The sequence below is a fragment of the Chryseobacterium sp. NRRL B-14798 genome (assembly GCF_050470705.1).
Taxonomy (GTDB): domain Bacteria; phylum Bacteroidota; class Bacteroidia; order Flavobacteriales; family Weeksellaceae; genus Chryseobacterium; species Chryseobacterium cupriresistens.
In genome coordinates this window covers 3,142,152-3,159,456 of record NZ_JBFLUL010000005.1, presented here as the reverse complement: position 1 = coordinate 3,159,456, position 17,305 = coordinate 3,142,152, and the positions used below count along the sequence as shown (strand labels likewise).

Sequence of the window (17,305 nt, the reverse complement as noted above, 5' to 3'; positions counted from 1 at the left end):
GAATAGACTATCAGAAAACTATATACTTACCTTTTAGTTCTATACTTACCTTTCTGAAAGTGTAAATCTAAAAAACGTTGTTATGCCTGAATTTTTCCATGATAAAAGACTGTATTATACCCCTATTGAATTTGCGTTAAGCCATATCGGCGGAACATGGAAGATGCCGATTTTGTGGAGACTGCAGGAGAAGCCACTCCGTTTTAGCGAGCTTAAAAAGGATATTCCTCATATTACAGATAAAATGCTCACCAGTCAGCTGCGTGAGCTGGAAGCTAAAGAGATGATTCACAGGGAAGTATTTCCCGTAATTCCTCCAAAAGTAGAGTATAGTCTTACAAAGAAAGGAGAGAAAGCCATTCCGGTTATTGAAACTATCATGAAATTTGGTTACGATCTGATTAAGGATGAGGGAATTGTCTTCCCGCCTAAAGAATGATAACACTTCATTTTCTGTTACATAAAGCTTTTTTTATACCTTCACCATAAAATTGATCCAACAGTATGAAGCTGAAATTAGGGATATTAGATCAGTCACCCGCTACCATGGGCGGCAGTGCGGCATCTGCATTGAAAAACAGTCTTAATCTTGCTGTAATGGCTGAAGAAACAGGGTTTCACAGCATCATGTATTCCGAACATCATGGAGTAGAAGCTTATGGAAGTTCCAGTCCCGAGCTTTTAGCTGCAATTGCTCTCAGCAAAACAAACCGGATTAAAATAGGAACTGCCGGAATCATGATGAGAAACTATTCTGCCTATAAGATTGCAGAATGGACTAAAATGTTATCAACACTATATCCTGAACGCTTTATTCTCGGCCTGGGAAAAGCTCCCGGAGGTTTAAAAGATGCTGTCATGGCACTGAACAATCATAAACCGGTAGTTTTATCCAATATGGAAACAAAGCTGGAAGAGATCATTCAATTCATAAAGGACGAAGAAGGAGTTTATGATGGACTTATTGCACAGCCGACTCATGTACAGCATATTCCGGAAATTATGTGGCTGGGCTCAGGAATGACCTCCGCCCGGGAAGCTGCAAAGCATGGAGTTGGATATTCATTCGCTGCTTTTATGAATAGTGAGAACGGAAAGGAAAATACAGATACTTATCTCAGAGAATTTGACATAACACAATATTTTTCCCGGCCTTCTCTGCAGGTTGCCGTATCGGTATCAGTAGCAGATACAATAGAAGATGCCAGACGGAATGCGTACGGAATGGCCTATCAGTTTTTACAGTCCCGGAAATTAGAAAGTCCGGATGCGGTTCTTTCTCCGGAAGTGGTGGAACAGAAGATTCTGGGAACCAAGGATGAAGAAGAATTCTATACGGTTTTAAACAGAATTATTATAGAAACACCGGGATCTGTTAACCAGAGATTAGATGAAATTGCCCAAAAGTACAATACCGATGATCTCCTGATATTGTGTAATATGTACCGGGAAGAAGACCGCATCAACACGTATAAAAGTATCATTAAAAATAACAGATAAACTCCGCAGTATGAAATTCTGCTGTATGGTGGAGTTTTATACTATAATTCAAACCCATGAAACAGAATATTTCAACATTCTATATCATTACCGGAGGTCCGGGAGCAGGAAAAACAACGTTGCTGGATGAATTAAGCCACCGTGAACTGATAACTGTACCTGAAGAAGGAAGGAGAATCATTAAAGAACAGATGGATTCCGGTGGAGAAGGGCTTCCATGGCTTAACAAAGAACTTTTTGCAGAACTGATGTTCGAAGAATCCGTAAAAACCTACCTGGGAATAAGTCAGACAACTTCTGCAAAACCTGTTTTCTTTGACCGTGGAATACTGGATACACTTGGTTATATGAAACTTGAAAATATTGCTGTTCCGGAATCTATGGAGGTTAAAGCAAGAGAAATGATTTATCATAACAATGTTTTCATTCTGCCGCCATGGAAAGAGATTTACGAAAATGACCCTGAAAGAAAACAAACCTTCGAGAAATCTATGCTTACCTTTGAATGTATGAACGAAATTTATCAGGAATATGGTTACAATATCATAGAAGTCCCAAAAATTTCAGTAGAAAACAGAGCCCGTTTTATCCTTGACAGGCTCATATAAAGTATTTTTCATCACCTATTAATTATCACTCATCGATTATCAATTATCAAGTATGAACCATCTTCCTTTTGAAAAAGAACTGATTGAACTTGCTGACAAAGACCTGTCCATAAGAGAAAAACTATTGAAATCAGGAGCGCTTTCCGGAGGTTATCATCCCGAAATGGAAACTATTCATAGAGCCAATGCACAACGGCTGCGGGAAATTATAGCAGAAATCGGTTATCCTACCATCTCAAAAGTAGGTGAGGAAGCTAATGATGCAGCATGGCTGATCATCCAGCATGCTATCGGCGAACCCGAATTTATGAAAACAAGCTACGCTATGATGGAAAAGCATTGCAATGATATTAATCCTATCCATAAAGCCTATTTATACGACAGGATTCAGGTTTTTCAGGGTAAACCTCAAAAGTATGGTACCCAGCTGACCTCTGAAGGAATAATTTATCCCGTAGAAAACAAAGAAAACTTAAATACAGAACGCGAAAAGGTAAATCTGCGGGTCCTTTCCGAATCAGATATCAATAAAATCCCGGAGGTCCAGGACATTCCGGAAATTGATGGCAAAGACGCTGAATATACCGCCTGGAGGAAAAAAACAGGATGGATTTAAGACTCTTTTAATAAAGGTCTCGGATCAAACAGAACTTTTAAAGTACGGATCTTTCCATCCTTTACGTGATACCATCCCGAAGATTCTATTGTTTTTTCTCCCATATCAATATTGTACCAGAAACAAACATCTTCACCGGAAGTAAAAGTCTTAAGAATCTCATACTTAAACTTCATCTGCTTCATATCTTTGATGTAAACAGAGGCTCCTTCTCTCTTTCCCATTACCCCTATAAATTTAAAATCAGGATCAAGACAGTTTTCTGCCTTATCAAAATTTTCTTCGTTTAGATATTGGATAAATCGTTCTGCTATGTTTTGCGTTGTATTGTCCATAATATTCTGTTTATTGTCTATACAAAATTAACGGATCACCGGAGATTCTTCTTGTGACTATAATCACAAAAGCTTATCTATTTTAAAGCAGGAATTCTTCCTTTTGCATAGGCAATCTGCTCTTTTTCCTTGTCTTGGTCAGGATTGTTTTTAAGGTACATCTGATAATATGTTGCGGCATTCTTAGACTGCTTCAGATTGAGATCATAAAGAAGCCCCAAACGGTAATAAATAATATTGCTGGTACCAAAAGTTAATCCTCTTTTATAAGCTGTCACAGCATCATTATACTGGTTCTTAGCTTCATAAATGCCTGCCAGTGCAGCATAATAAAGGTTGGTGTGGTCTGAAACAGCTTCGTCAATAGTCTTTTGTGCATAGAGGGCAGCATTGTTATAATCTTTCAGTTCACGATAGCTCAGGGCCATAAAATATAATGTACCTTCATTTTGTACTCCCATATCTTCCAGTATTTTATAAAGCGTGATACACTTCTGATAATCCTTTACATAAAAATAGGCCTGTCCGAGATCATTCATTACATTGACATCAGCATGGTTTTTCAGGAGCTTTTCACCTGTTTCAATCACTTCCGGATATTTGTGGAGTTGGTTGGCAGCCGGCAGTAGAGCCTGCAGTAAAGTAAAGTTCTCAGTATCGGCTGCAATGGCTGTTTTCAATATATCATATGCAGATTGGTATTGTTTGAGGCTGATGTAAGTTGCAGAAAGATCATAAGCTACATCGGGATCTGCAGAATTAAGGGTATTGGCTTTTTTGAGGTAAGAAAGTCTGGATTCAGGAGTTTCTGCATAAGCAGCAAGCTGTTTATAAGCACTGAAATTAAGACTGTCCAGCCGTATAATTTGTTGAAGATACGTTTTGGCATTGGAAACATTTCCCCGTCTGGAATTGATACTGGCCAAACTGAATAAGGTGGGCACACTGTCGGGTTGAATGGTGTTGATCTTCAGATAATTTTTTTCTGCTTCCGGTAGTTTTCCGGCCATCATATTACAATAGGCTATTTGTGACAGAGCTTTTATATCCTGTGTATCTCCGGGATATATACTCTGAAGATAAGTAGCTGCATCAGCATAACGTTGTGTTTCGTAATACTCAAGAAGTTTTTCAGTATCAATTTTTGCAGACTGGGCAGTAAAATTTTTAAAGCTTAATAGAATAATACACAAGCAGATTCCTCTTTTCATCATGGTTATTTTTAACTAAAATATGGGTTATTTGCCAGGCATCCAAATTTTAGTCTCACTTATCGGGGATTTTTTTATATTCTGAATGGTTTATGATGAAACACTAAATCAGATTTCTTATATTCACTTTATATAAAAATCAGGCAAAAGATATGGAAATAAAAACGGTGAACTCATTCATTGATTATTATGAGAAAATAAGAGAGAGAACCAACCGCATTATTGAAGTTGTTCCTCCTGAGCATATTGATTTTTCCTATAAACCGGGAAAATTTACCATTGGAGATCAGATAAGACATATTGCAGCCATCGAAAGGTATATGTACGGGGAAACTATATCAGGAAGGAAAAGTGCTTATCCGGGTTGTGGTAAAGACCTAGCCGACGGCTATGAGAATACCGTTAAGTTTTTTAATGAAATGCATAGGCAGACGCTTGAAATCATCGCAGGACTTTCAGATGATGATCTTACCAGGAAATGCCTTACTCCTGCCAATCATGAAATTTCTGTATGGAAATGGCTCCGGGCTATGATAGAACATGAAATCCACCATAGGGCAGAATTATATATCTATCTGAACCTTCTGGATGTAAAAACGCCACAGATCTATGGATTTTCTGCAGAAGAAGTACAGGATATGAGTGTGAAACTATAGTGCTGAAAGGGAATAGCCGAAGAATATTCAATCGGTTGAGGTTAATTTGTATATTAGCCCATTCAAAAAAATAATAATGGCCAGACCTCTTATCATCCCTCTTTTGCTATTCTTAAACAGTGCATATGCACAGACTCATCTGGAGCTTAAACCGGGAGACACCCTGAAATATTCACCACAATCTTACAAACCATCATGGATCTCAGTACAGTCGGCTGATGCTAATCTGGGAATTGCTTTGTTCATGGATGGAAAGAAACTGAAAGAACAGGATGATTCCAGAGGAATAAAAAGTATCGAGCGCCTGTATTTTACTCCTGAAAAAGGAAAGAAATATGAAGTAAAGATCTGGGCTAAATCTTATCTTGAAAAAAGTAAAATCGCAAAAGTATCTATTGCCGAATCTAAAAGCGTACCTGTTCTGAACGGCCAGTTCAGTTCCGATCAGTTTGTGGAAGATCTCAGAACATTCCGCCTGATCAGGGAAAAAGCAAATTCCGGACTCTATGTGTACAGAAGCAAAAAGCAGATAGACAGCATCTACCAGCAGGCGGAAGCAGAAGCCAGAAACAGTAAAAATATTTTTGATTTCTATAAAATCATTGCAAGACTTACCGGATTTGAAGGAAGCTGCCATAATTATACGGATTTACCTAATCACGCCTCCTATTATCTCACCCAGAAACCTGAATATCTGCCCATCACTCTGAAGAATATTGACGGACGCCTGCTTCAGGATTCAAAAGAGGCAGCAATACCTCTTGGTGCCGAAATTCTTTCCATCAACGGAGTTCCTGCAAAAGAAATGATCAGCCGTTTCTCGCAATACTATTTTTCTGATGGCTATTCCATGCCTTACAAGGAAACAACAGGTTTTGAAAGAGGAATGCTGGATAAATTTTATATGGAATTCGGAAACCATAAAAATTATGTGATCCGATATCAATGGAATGGAGCCGTAAAAGAAGTTTCTCTGGAAGGAATACCATTGGAAAGTTTCAAAAAACTTCAGGAATCAAGATATTCGCTTGCCTTTGACAAAAAACTGCTGTCTGAAAAATATAGCTTCAGCAAAGAAGGAGAAGGAATTTACAGATTATCTTTGAGAGGATTCGATTTTGCCACCGGAAAAGAAGATCCGGCCTATAAAAAATTCAGTGTTTTTCTTGATCAGATGATGGATACTCTGGAAAAGGAAAAAATACAGAATCTGATCATTGATCTCAGAGGAAATACAGGAGGCACAGGAGCTCTTTATGAAAAAGTATTCTCTTATCTTACACAAAGACCTTTCCGTGACAGTCACTATGCGTACACCCAATTCAATGAAGTTCCTTTGGAGGAAAAACTCATTATAACTCCTCTTTTTCTTTCTAACGGAGTACAGGATAAACATGGCCTTAATGCCTATCTGAAACAGCTTTACCCTAAAAGTGTTCAGGGGAAATATTACTGGGCAGATGACAAGAATCCATCCGTTTTGCCTAATGAAAGAACTTTTAAAGGACAGCTGTATCTGCTTGTTGATCAAAGGGTAGCTTCTGCAGCTTCACACCTTGCTTCCCTTATTAAATCCTATACCAATGCTGTTGTGATTGGAAAAGAAACGGTAGGAGGCTATTATGAACATAATGGCCATCTTCCATTAGTGTATGAACTTCCCAATACCGGAATCCAGACCGGATTTTCTATTGTTCACGTCATCCAGGATGCTCAAAATCTTCCTGATCAGAAAAGAGGACAGGGGATTATTCCTCATGTGACAATACAGCAGACCGATCAGGAATTTCTTGATCAGACCGATGTTTATCTGAAAAAAGTAGCAGAACTTAGAAAACAATAAAAAGTTTTTCACACGCATAAAGCCAGCTGTAAATTCATTGTTTGCAGCTGGTTTTTTTATTCTAACAGTACAATAATATTTTATATTATTTCTATTTTAAGTGATAAATTTATCATTTTCATTTATTAAAAATTGTTAAATATTTATTTGATATAGAGGTGTTTATTTCTTTTTTTTTAATCATTTATTTTGGAATTATTGATGAAAAGTCGTAGAACTACGACAAAATTTCAGATTATCCATTGAAAATTTCCTGAATAGCAATTACCGCTTTATCTTTGTAATACCACCAATCCAATTACAAAAAATTAATAATGATTACAATCTGCATATTACAACAATAAAATCAGGTGAAATCCTGAATTTCAACAGGGATACAAAGTAAACTAATAGTTGTGCTTTTCCTTTTAACACCCTGTTACGATCTCAATATCCGGATTCCTCTTTACAGATGAAGCACGGATAGTGAAATGATCTGAACTTTATGGTCCGGATCACTTTCAGCTTAAAAAAATCTGACACCCAATCAATCAAAATATTACCATTATGTTTCAGGACGATCATTCACCCAAATTGCCTGTTTCCAAAGATAAAATTTCAGCTGTAAAGAATGTTAAACAAACATTGACGGATGAGGCCGTTCATAAAGCTGCTCAGGAAGTACAGGAAAAATCGAGTGGAACCATTAAAAAAGCTTCAGAAAAAATGGCTCAGGCCCAGGCCTATACAGGGATGGCTCAAAACGGGTCCCAAATGTTTATGAACCAGGTTAAACAATCCAACCCTCCCACACTGGTAGAAGATAAAGTATGGGCTAAACAGCCAACTTCAGGAATTTATAATGCCAGTACGATACCTGGAAATCAGGTAGCCGGAATTAACCGTGTGGTAAAACTTGAAATCGTAATTGACGGAAAGGTCATTAAGCATTTCAAACATTTTCAGTTAAAACAAAGTGCTGTAAAACATCATGAATTTGATCTGATGCTGGCTCACGATAGTTTGGGAAATTCCGAAAACCACAATCTGGAAGAAGCTCAGAACTTTCTGGGAAAAAGAATTACGGTTATTTTCAGATATAAAGACGTTGAAGACGGTCCGGAAAGAAATTTCGTTGGAGTCATCACAGAAGTAGGTTTCAGCCAGGAAAAAGGAAGCCTGGGAAATATCGTTCTTACAGGATCCAGCCCTACGGTTCTTTTAGATGCAGCACCCCATATTCAAAGTTTTGGCGGAGCCCAGGAAATCAGTCTGAACAGTATTGCAGATCAGGTGATCAAAGAAGGTCTGGGACAAAATACGTTCGATTTCAGAGTAGACGCAGCCCATGGAAATGTTTCTTACAGCTCACAATATGAAGAAACTCATTATAACTATCTGGCCCGAATTGCGGAAGCCTACGGTGAACAGTTTTATTATGATGGCGAAGTACTGCATTTCGGGAAACTTCCACCGCAGGAAAAACCTGTAAAGCTAACCTATGGCAGCAGTGTGAGTGATGTCAAGATAAAAATGAAGGCACAGCACGTGAATCCGTCATTTTACGGTTACAACAGCAGTAAAAATGAAAAATTAACGGCTGGAAGCTCAAAGATTAATCACACCTCAGATATTGCGAAGAGAGCCTATGAAATTTCAGAAAAAACATTTACCACTCCATCGCTGAGGGTAGCTCCAATAAAAGCGGTGTCTTTCATGGATGTGGAAACTTCTCAGAAAGGAACTGCCGGAAGTAAGGCTGCTGAAGTCTTTGTTATTTCAGGAGTTACAACAGTACCATTCCTTTATCCCGGCTGTATCGCTGATATTGAAATGAGAAAAGCCGAAAGCAGTGAAACAACCTATTTTACCAAACTGATGATTACAGACATGTATCATGAGGTAGATGCCAGAGGATATTATACCGGCACTTTTGAGGCAATAGCTTCTGATACAGGATTTATTCCCCGTCCGGAGTTCCATACCCCCAAAGCGGATGCCCAGTTTGCCAAAGTAATTTCCAATGCAGATCCTTTAAACCAGGGAAGAGTGAAAGTACAGTTCGACTGGCAGAATGGTTCTACTACCACAGAATATATCAGAGTAATGACTCCTGATGGCGGAGGCAGCGAAAAAGTGAGTAAAAATCGTGGATTTATGGCGATTCCGGAGGAAGGAGATCAGGTAGTGGTCAATTTTGCACACCAGCATCCTGACCGTCCGTTTGTGATGGGAGGAATGTTCCATGGCGGAGTTGGCGGTGGCGGCGGTGCCGGAAATAATATTAAAAGCTTAAGCAGTAAAAGCGGACATACCATGAGTCTGGATGATGCAGGAGGAATTACCGTAAAAGATAAAGATCAAAATTCTGTTTTTCTGGATGGAGCAGGAAATATAAGCATAGACAGCAAAATTTCCATTACGCTGAATTGCGGAAGCAGCTCGATTTATATGGATAAAGAGGGAAATATTCAGATTAAAGGAAAAGAAATATTCGTACAGGGAGTCAATATTGGTGTTGGTGGCACAACGAGTATCGGAGTTGGAGTAGGGCCTGAAGACGGTGAACCTACTTCAGGTGTCGGAATCAAATCTGATACACTGGATATCGGAACCAATACGCTTTCCATGAGAGGTGATACAGAAGCCAATCTCAGCAGTGGAGGAAAAATCAATGTCGGTGGAGGAAGCGAGACGAATATTGTAAGTGGAACTGTAAAGCTGAATTAATGAATCCGGTAGATTTGGAGTTGGTAAAATTAAAAAGACAATGGCAGAAAGTGGTTTCAAAAAACGAAGAAAAGCCTATGCTGATCTGTTTGGGAGAAAAACATGAAACCGATCTTTTTGATGGATTTATCAAGTCGAAACTTTCTGAAGATGAAGAAGGAGATGATGTTTTTTTACTCCATTACCAGGAATTTAACGGAATGAACTCCTTCGGACAAACCTTATTGGATGAATGGACTGAGTTCTATGAAATGCTGAGGAAAAGCGAGGCAGATATTCCCCATTGGAATCTGGAAAAGCCGGATGAAAGTTTTAAAACAGATGCTTACAAAGCTTTTTACCCTTTGCTGGAACTAAAGAAAAACTTCCCGAATATTAAGGATTCTAAAATCTATATCTACATTGCTCCGCTCAGGATTAATGATACCGAAGAACTTTCTTTATGGGTGAAAGAATGGTGCAGGATCTGTGAAGCAACGGGAAATAAAGATATTAAACTGGTTTGGGCGGAACATCACCATTACAGGACTCTGCCCGGTATCTCTTCAGCCCATAGCTTCAGAATAGAGGTAGACATTCATCAGTTAATGCAGAATACTGCCGCTCATACCAACCGTAAGAAGAACAGCCCGGATACAGACTTCCAGCAGCAGATTCTTATAGCGAGTAATCATTTAAGCAAAGAAAGATTCAAAGAAGCAGAGCACGCATTGAAAAAGGCGGTGAAGCTCGCCGGAGAACAAAAAAATAAACAGGGCGAAATTTCTGCCTATTTTATGCTTACCCAGGCATATATAGCGGACAGGAAGAAGGATAGGGCAGAAGATACCTATCGGACAATATTTGAAAAAGTAGAACCTGATACTCCTCTGGAAGTTCAGATGTATATGAATTATGGCAGCCATTTATTAGGCAACTCCAAAAAGTCCAGGGCAGAAAAAGCATTTGAAAAAGCCGCAGAGACGGCTCATAAAATAGGAGAATATGCAATGGCGATTGAGTGTTACAGGATCATCGCTACATTGAATGATACGGTGCTGACAAAAGATAAAATGATCCGGTATTTTGAAAAATGTCTGGATATAGCAAAACTGATGGATCCTTCAGCAAGAGAACATAGCAGTCTGAGGTTTGTTGCCTCAATGCTTATTCTCAAATATGAAGGCGATACTGATAAAAAAACAAAACTGGATAGTGAAATGAAGACTTATTTTGGTGATGACTGGAAGGTGAGCGTGGAAAAACCAAAAGCAGGGTAATCTCAAATTAAAAGAATCATGGCAGATCTGAATAAAAAAACAGTAAAACCCATTAAAGTAGCAAAACCGGACATGAACCCAGACCGCTCATGGAAGGTAAATACAGATGTTACTTCGGTAAGCTGGGATAAAACCAAACAGGGATGGAAGAACGGAATGAAAAATAATTTCGATTCCCTGAATCCTGTTTCCATGGCTAAATCCATAGTGGGAGGAGACGCCGGACAGCCGGAAAAAAGCAGCGGAGGCGGAGGTGGTGACAGTGCCGTGACAGTAGAAAAGGCCGCTCCGGAAAGCAAAGTGAAACTGATTAAGGTCAATAATCCTGCAATGCCTTCCACAGCCATTCAGCATACAAGTAAACATTTTGATATCGTACTGGCCATTGATATCCACTGGACTCTCATTCCGCCGCCGCCTTCATTCATGTTTATTCCACTGCCGCTGCCCCATCCGTTTATCGGGATTGTTTTTGATATAATGGATTATATTACCATTAAAATTACAATTCCACAATTTGCCAGAAACCTGATGCCTTCTCTTCCGGAAACTATTCCGCTGGGAGGCTCTATATATGTTCATGGAAGACACAAAGCAACCACCACGACCAGTGTGATGGGAGTGGTCATTCCGTTCAGACATGTCACATCGCTTATTCCGGTGTATATCATTCCTTTTCCTCAGGAAGCTCCACACGAAGGAGAAGTGTATTACGGTTCGCAGACCGTTCTGGCGCAGGGAAGTAAAATGAGCGGTAACCAGCCTCAGCAGGTATTAACCTGTATGGGATTTCCTTTCGGAATGACAATGCTGCCCGCAATGCCTGATAAGCCGAAGAAAAATCCGCTGGCCTATTTTGCTTTCTACAATAACTTTTCAAGCATGTATATTCAGATCAATACGGGTGGACCTGTATTGGTAGGAGGCGCTTTTGTACCCCATGTTTATACACCCGGAGAAATGGTGATGCGTCTTGCCGGAATGTTTTTAATGAGAAGTTTAACCAAGAAATTAGGAAAACTTGGTGCTAACGGTTTAAAAAAGCTAAACAACAGTGTTCTTAAAAAAGCTCCTTTCAATAAATTCAAATTAGCCAATGCTTTATCCAAAAAATTATGTCATTACGGCCTTGAACCTGTGAATTTTGCAACCGGTGCCATGGTTTTCGAATGGGATGATTTTATAATTCAGGGCAGTACACCATTAAGCTGGAAAAATATCTGGCACAGCGACAGACCTTATGATTTCGGACATCTTGGAAATGGTGTTTTCAATAATCATGATCTGTTTATTCTTCCTGATGAAGATAATAAGTTTGCAGGCTGGATGCATCCGGACGAAAATATGGCAATGCTGATTCCTGCACCGGAGATTGGAGAAGAAATGACTTATTTCAGAGATCAGAAAATATGGCAGTACAGACCCAATAGCAGTATCTGGATTGTTCGTAAAGGAACTGATGTTTATACATATAAACGTTTTCATCATATTTCGGAAGGAGTTGTTTATAAGGTAACCCGTATTGAATATGGTGACGGAACAATCAGGGAATATGAGTATGAAGCCAGGAACATTGTACTGAAAAGTATAAAAGATGTAAAAACTGGCTGCAGTATAGAAACTGTAATTCACCCGACATATAAAAAAGTAACAGAAGTTTACTATTGTTATAAAAACCAGAGAGATCTGCAGGTTAGGTACGACTATGATGAACGTGGCAACCTTACCCATGTCTGGGATATTCACAAAAAGGCCATTGTGTTTGACTATGATGGAGAAAACCATGTTGTGAAAAGAACCAACCGGAACGGGATGAGCTATCAATGGGAATATGATAAAAACGGAAGAGTAGTTCATACCAAAGGTACGGATGGATATATGGAAGGAAGACTTCATTACCATGATGAGGAAGGTTACACAGAAGTTATCTATCCAAAGCAAAACAATAAAACCGAGGAATATCATTATGATGAAAACTTTCTGGTTTACAAAAAAGTAAATGGAGAAGGTGGAGAAACCTGGTACGATTATACAGCCCACAACGAGTTGAAAATGACGGGGTCCCCGGAAGGAAGAGTTCAGGGATATACCTATGATGAAATGGGAAATATTAAAATCTTCCATACCCCGGATGGAGAAGAATACCATTATCAATACAATGAATTCGGACAGGTAATTGCCCGTTTCTCTCCTTCGGGAGCTTCGGAAACATGGAGCTATGATGAAGAAGGAAAACTAATCAGCTATACCGACCCTGCTGAAGAAAGTGTATACTATGAATATGCAGACGGTGAAAGAATTCCTGAAAGAAGCAGCAGAGAAGAGATTGCTACTTATTATAAATATAACCAGAGAGGCCAGCTTACTCAGCTCACCAACACCGCGGGAGCCGAGCAGTACTGGAAATATGATGAGTATGGAAGGCTGACGGTGTTCAGTCCGGGCCCTTTGAACAGAACCCTCTGGAACAGGGATAAAATGGGAAGAGTGGTTGAAGTGAGCGAGCAGGGGCAATTCCCGTTAAAATTCCGTTATGATGCCTATGATCTTCCGGTGTATGCTACCGACGGGCGTGCAGAATGGCTCATGAGCTATACGCCGATGGGAAGCCTTAAACGTCAGGTCCGCAGGAATGCTCTTTCCCATAAAAAAGAAGAAACATTGTTTTTCGGGTATGATGCTTATGAAAATTTAATGAGCATTACCAATGAGAAAGGAGAAGTCTATTCTTTTGAAAGAAATAATAATAATGATATCATTGGTGAAATAGGGTTTGACGGCCAGAAAAAGTTCTTTGTAAGAGATAAAGACGGAATGGTTACCCAAACCAGGACTCCTCAGGGAAAAGATATTTTTCATGAATATGATCTGGGCGGAAGATTGACACAGACCCATTATCCCGACGGAACCTGGGAAGCCTATCAGTATGACACTTCAGGATTATTGGTTAAAGCAGATAATGAAAACAGCAGTGTCGCTTTTCAGAGAAATAAATTAGGACAGGTCACCAGTGAAAAACAGGGTGAGCATACGATTCAATATGAATATGACAGTCAGGCAAATCTGATCGGTTTGAAAAGCAGTCTGGGAGCCGAAGTAGACTATTCTTATAATGATCTGGGACAGCTTAAAACGGTAACTGCCGCAACTCCAGAAGTGCATGCACCCTGGCAGATGAATCTTGAGATCAGCCGGAATGGGCAGATGCATTCCCGTGAAATGACCGGCGGGGTGGAAAGCATTTTTGAATTTGACCATATCGGAATGCCGGTAAGTCAGAAAGTAACAGTGAATAAAACCAATACTACCTTCCATAAAGACTACAGCTGGGGAGCCGGAAACCGGTTGCTGCATACCCTGGACAGGGTGACGGGCGGAAGAACAAGATTTGATTACGATGCTTTCGGAAGCCTTGTTGCTGCAGAATATTCGAACGGAGAGGTGCAGTACAAAAATCCGGATGCTACGGGATGTTTATATGAAAGCGCCCGGCAGACTGACCGCGTCTACGACAAAGGAGGAAAGCTGATGCGTGATAAAAACTGGTTCTACCATTACGATGAAGAAGGAAATTTATTGTTAAAAAGTAAACGGCCAATCAACGATGCCAAGCCGGAGCATAAAGAAGAACAAGAGAATACACATCCTTATTATAAAACCATTGCTTCAGATTGGCTGAACAGCCCGAAACTGCCGGATGGAGCCGATTTACCCAATGTAACCGAAGACTCTCCAACAGAAATTCAAAGCCCGGAATGGTCTGCCGGAGACTGGGCATATTCCTGGAATGCCAACGGAATGCTGGCCAAAGTAAAGCGCCCCGACGGGAAAGAAGTAAGCTTTGAGTATGATGCCCTCGGAAGAAGAACCTCAAAAATTGGTCTGAAGAAAATAACTCGTTATATTTGGGATGGTAACGTTCTCCTGCATGAATGGAGCTATGATGCAGAAGAAGTTCCTGTAACGGTTGTAGATGATGACGGAAATGTCAGCGTTGGAAAAGAACCTGTGGAGAATGTGGTGACCTGGGTGTATGAGCGATATTCCTATATACCATGTGCCAAAATTATCAATGGAGAAAGTTACTGCATTGTTTCTGACTATATAGGCAGACCTGTTCAGGCTTTTGATGAAGGAGAGCAAACCGTATGGAGTACAGAATATGATGCCTATGGAAACCTTAAAAACTTAAAAGGAAATAGATATTTTATTCCTTTTAGACAGCTTGGGCAGTATGAAGATGTAGAAATAGATGGGCTTTATTATAATCGTTTTAGATACTATGATATTCAAAGCGGAAATTATATAAGTAAAGATCCAATAGGTCTTTTAGGAAATAATCCTACACTATATGGATATGTGAAAGATACAAATGCTTGGATTGATGTTTTTGGTTTACATGAAGTAATAGGTTCCCTTGATGGAGTTCCTGTAACAACTCCTAAAGGTGGTTATTCATGGTATAGTACTCCGGGGTCATCAAAAGCTCCTTTTAATGGCTTTGGAGCTAGAGGACATAGTGAGGCAAAATTATTAGAACATTTGGAAAGCACTAAAGGAGGGAATTTAAAAGGAACTAATTTGGAAATTATATCAATGGGACAAATGACAAAAGGAGGAAAAGGACAGCTATCTACTTTGCCTCCCTGCGATAGATGTTTGAAGGGACTTGAAGCTTTCGCAAATAAACATGAAATGGATATATCTTATAAATGGGAAGGTGGTGAAGTTACATTTAAAGGATATAAATAAATACTATATAGTATATAATGAACATAAATTACATAAAAGAAAAATTAAATTTTCTTAAAGCCAATCCAGGGAAATTGAATACAATAGTACCAAAAGAGTTTTTTCTTAATCCTGTTATCCCCGAATCAGAAGTTTTTTCTATTGAAAATAACAATAAAATTAAGTTTCCTGAAGATTACAGAGATTTTATTACGAAAATAGGGAATGGTTGCATTGGGCCTGATTATGGCCTTTTATCATTACAGGAATCAATGATTGACTTTAAGCTCAGAACAAAACCTGCGATTGATTTATCAATACCTTTTCCTTATTCTGAAAGCTGGAATGAAGATTGGATTTTTGATATTGATTGGGATGGTGGAGAGCGGCCAAATGAAGACCAATTAAATCCATATATGGATACTAGCCATATAAATGGATGTTTACAGATTTGTCATATTGGTCATGGATGTACATATCTTTTGGTTGTAAACGGAAGTGAACGTGGAAAAATTTGGACTGATGACAGAGCTGATTATGGAGGCATAAATCCTTTACTGGATGATGATGGCTTGGCAATATCTTTTGAACGTTGGTATCTTGATTGGCTTGAGGAAGTTATTGATTAAAGTGAAGCAGGCTGAACGAGATCGAGCATTAAACTGAATAAAAACTATAATAATGTCAATCAAATCAGAGTACTTCAATTTACATGACTGGGATCGGGTAGAATTTTTAAAGAAAATTGAATTTGAAGATGAGCCATCCAAATGGGAATTATTGGATCATATTATTCAAGATGAAGAAGAGTATGATTTAGCCCGTACTGAAGCATCGAAAATTTTAGAAATTGCTGAAATTCCGATTCATATAAAAGACAAGATTACGAAAACCCTCATTGGAGTTATCGAAAATACAGAAGATTACGATGTTAAAAACTATGCAACAAGTGCGATGGTAAATTTTGTAGAATATTCTCAAATAAGAACTGTCGCAAAAAATCTGGTTTTAAACATAGATGAAGATATTGATATACGTTATAATGCTTTTGACGTTATCAAAAAAACTTCTGACATAGATGAAAGAAATGAAATACTAAAGAAGTTACTTAATGATACGGATTTTCAGAAATCTGCTCGGACAGTTCTTAGTTTTTGAGGCAAGTATTGTAAAGTTTATTAAATCATTAGAATAAAAAATAATATGTAATCCAAATCCAATTCAAATATATTATGAAAAAAATATTCTCTGAACTTAAAGGTTTCGTGATATTCAGTCCACAGCTTTTAGCGCAGTATCTGCAGGATCATCAGCTTTCAGGTACTAATATTTTAAAATATTTCGTAGAAAATGAACATGGCGATGAAATAACAAAGTCGGGAATTGCTATTCCGATAATAGGGGTAGAAGAAGATTATTATGCATTCCGTGTTTCTGTGAATGATGAAAAGATTCTGAGTGATGAAGAAGTAGAGGTGGAATCAAAAGGCTGGATATTTCAGACGGCGAATAATGAAGTAAAAATTGTCGGCATTGGATATCTGAAGGATATCGCTGCCATCAGTGAAGAAAACAGTGTTACCCTTTCTCTTGAAAACGGGTGGTACTCCTTAAAAATAAGGGGCGGAAATAAAAATGGTGAAAGATTATTTGAACTGAATATGCAGAAACAGGACATGCATCCTGCTTTTAGTGGAGATATCACCACTGAATATTACTACGGATAGTATTTAAAGCTTAATACTTTCTGTGTAAGGATAAATAGCTGATGGTGAGTTCTTAATGTTTATGTTTGACAAACTTGAGAAAATAAAGTTTTCTGCAAAGTTGCAGAAAT

Annotated in this window: 14 protein-coding genes; 12 read left to right on the top strand and 2 right to left on the bottom strand. The window is 38.8% G+C overall.

Features of this window, described 5'->3' with window-relative positions; all coding sequences use genetic code 11:
* Positions 1–82 precede the first annotated feature (82 nt).
* The 4 genes from AB1278_RS14615 (at position 83) to AB1278_RS14600 (ending at position 2,724) form a co-directional block, all read left to right on the top strand.
* Complete coding sequence (locus tag AB1278_RS14615; protein ID WP_110009755.1) at positions 83–439, top strand: winged helix-turn-helix transcriptional regulator; 357 nt, start codon at positions 83–85, stop codon at positions 437–439.
* 65 nt (positions 440–504) lie between these two features.
* Entirely contained in the window at positions 505–1,500 is a 996-nt protein-coding gene (locus AB1278_RS14610) for an MsnO8 family LLM class oxidoreductase (protein ID WP_202842980.1), read from the top strand.
* Positions 1,501–1,556: 56 nt separating this feature from the next.
* The gene (locus AB1278_RS14605; protein ID WP_202842978.1) at positions 1,557–2,108 is read left to right on the top strand and encodes an AAA family ATPase; all 552 of its coding nucleotides are present in this window, start codon (positions 1,557–1,559) and stop codon (positions 2,106–2,108) included.
* A 52-nt stretch (positions 2,109–2,160) separates the two neighbouring features.
* Complete coding sequence (locus AB1278_RS14600; RefSeq protein ID WP_202842976.1) at positions 2,161–2,724, top strand: DUF6624 domain-containing protein; 564 nt, start codon at positions 2,161–2,163, stop codon at positions 2,722–2,724.
* Here AB1278_RS14600 and AB1278_RS14595 read toward each other — a convergent pair.
* Positions 2,721–3,059, bottom strand: coding sequence for a nuclear transport factor 2 family protein (locus AB1278_RS14595; protein ID WP_202842974.1), 339 nt, complete (start codon positions 3,057–3,059; stop codon positions 2,721–2,723). The genes AB1278_RS14600 and AB1278_RS14595 overlap by 4 nt on opposite strands.
* 77 nt (positions 3,060–3,136) lie before the next feature.
* Positions 3,137–4,273 (bottom strand): tetratricopeptide repeat protein, encoded by a 1,137-nt coding sequence (locus AB1278_RS14590; protein WP_429815289.1) that lies wholly within the window; start codon positions 4,271–4,273, stop codon positions 3,137–3,139.
* Positions 4,274–4,422: 149 nt separating this feature from the next.
* Here AB1278_RS14590 and AB1278_RS14585 point away from each other — a divergent pair, with 149 nt between their 5' ends.
* From AB1278_RS14585 to AB1278_RS14550, 8 genes are all read left to right on the top strand, one after another.
* Positions 4,423–4,926, top strand: coding sequence for a DinB family protein (locus tag AB1278_RS14585; protein ID WP_429815286.1), 504 nt, complete (start codon positions 4,423–4,425; stop codon positions 4,924–4,926).
* A 76-nt stretch (positions 4,927–5,002) separates the two neighbouring features.
* Positions 5,003–6,769 carry a S41 family peptidase gene (locus tag AB1278_RS14580; RefSeq protein ID WP_429815283.1) on the top strand — a complete coding sequence of 589 codons (1,767 nt, stop codon included), beginning with the start codon at positions 5,003–5,005 and terminating at the stop codon, positions 6,767–6,769.
* 546 nt (positions 6,770–7,315) lie between these two features.
* Complete coding sequence (locus AB1278_RS14575; RefSeq protein WP_411413849.1) at positions 7,316–9,478, top strand: type VI secretion system Vgr family protein; 2,163 nt, start codon at positions 7,316–7,318, stop codon at positions 9,476–9,478.
* Positions 9,478–10,737 carry a tetratricopeptide repeat protein gene (locus AB1278_RS14570; protein ID WP_429815280.1) on the top strand — a complete coding sequence of 420 codons (1,260 nt, stop codon included), beginning with the start codon at positions 9,478–9,480 and terminating at the stop codon, positions 10,735–10,737. The genes AB1278_RS14575 and AB1278_RS14570 overlap by 1 nt, the downstream gene beginning before the upstream one ends.
* 18 nt (positions 10,738–10,755) lie before the next feature.
* Positions 10,756–15,489, top strand: coding sequence for an RHS repeat-associated core domain-containing protein (locus AB1278_RS14565; RefSeq protein WP_429815277.1), 4,734 nt, complete (start codon positions 10,756–10,758; stop codon positions 15,487–15,489).
* Positions 15,490–15,506: 17 nt separating this feature from the next.
* Positions 15,507–16,097 (top strand): SMI1/KNR4 family protein, encoded by a 591-nt coding sequence (locus AB1278_RS14560; protein WP_429815274.1) that lies wholly within the window; start codon positions 15,507–15,509, stop codon positions 16,095–16,097.
* Positions 16,098–16,149: 52 nt separating this feature from the next.
* On the top strand, positions 16,150–16,626 hold the full coding sequence (locus AB1278_RS14555) for a hypothetical protein (RefSeq protein WP_429815272.1): 477 nt from the start codon (positions 16,150–16,152) through the stop codon (positions 16,624–16,626).
* 74 nt (positions 16,627–16,700) lie between these two features.
* Positions 16,701–17,195, top strand: a complete 495-nt coding sequence (locus AB1278_RS14550; RefSeq protein ID WP_110009767.1) for a hypothetical protein — start codon at positions 16,701–16,703, stop codon at positions 17,193–17,195.
* Positions 17,196–17,305: the final 110 nt, after the last annotated feature.

Excerpts from the sequence above, each read along its gene's own strand:
- AB1278_RS14575 (WP_411413849.1), top strand. The coding sequence starts at position 7,316 with ATGTTTCAGGACGATCATTCACCCAAATTGCCTGTTTCCAAAGATAAA.
- AB1278_RS14585 (WP_429815286.1), top strand. The coding sequence starts at position 4,423 with ATGGAAATAAAAACGGTGAACTCATTCATTGATTATTATGAGAAAATA.
- AB1278_RS14590 (WP_429815289.1), bottom strand. The coding sequence starts at position 4,273 with ATGATGAAAAGAGGAATCTGCTTGTGTATTATTCTATTAAGCTTTAAA.
- AB1278_RS14550 (WP_110009767.1), top strand. The coding sequence starts at position 16,701 with ATGAAAAAAATATTCTCTGAACTTAAAGGTTTCGTGATATTCAGTCCA.
- AB1278_RS14570 (WP_429815280.1), top strand. The coding sequence starts at position 9,478 with ATGAATCCGGTAGATTTGGAGTTGGTAAAATTAAAAAGACAATGGCAG.
- AB1278_RS14565 (WP_429815277.1), top strand. The coding sequence starts at position 10,756 with ATGGCAGATCTGAATAAAAAAACAGTAAAACCCATTAAAGTAGCAAAA.
- AB1278_RS14580 (WP_429815283.1), top strand. The coding sequence starts at position 5,003 with ATGGCCAGACCTCTTATCATCCCTCTTTTGCTATTCTTAAACAGTGCA.
- AB1278_RS14600 (WP_202842976.1), top strand. The coding sequence starts at position 2,161 with ATGAACCATCTTCCTTTTGAAAAAGAACTGATTGAACTTGCTGACAAA.
- AB1278_RS14560 (WP_429815274.1), top strand. The coding sequence starts at position 15,507 with ATGAACATAAATTACATAAAAGAAAAATTAAATTTTCTTAAAGCCAAT.
- AB1278_RS14610 (WP_202842980.1), top strand. The coding sequence starts at position 505 with ATGAAGCTGAAATTAGGGATATTAGATCAGTCACCCGCTACCATGGGC.
- AB1278_RS14595 (WP_202842974.1), bottom strand. The coding sequence starts at position 3,059 with ATGGACAATACAACGCAAAACATAGCAGAACGATTTATCCAATATCTA.
- AB1278_RS14605 (WP_202842978.1), top strand. The coding sequence starts at position 1,557 with ATGAAACAGAATATTTCAACATTCTATATCATTACCGGAGGTCCGGGA.
- AB1278_RS14555 (WP_429815272.1), top strand. The coding sequence starts at position 16,150 with ATGTCAATCAAATCAGAGTACTTCAATTTACATGACTGGGATCGGGTA.
- AB1278_RS14615 (WP_110009755.1), top strand. The coding sequence starts at position 83 with ATGCCTGAATTTTTCCATGATAAAAGACTGTATTATACCCCTATTGAA.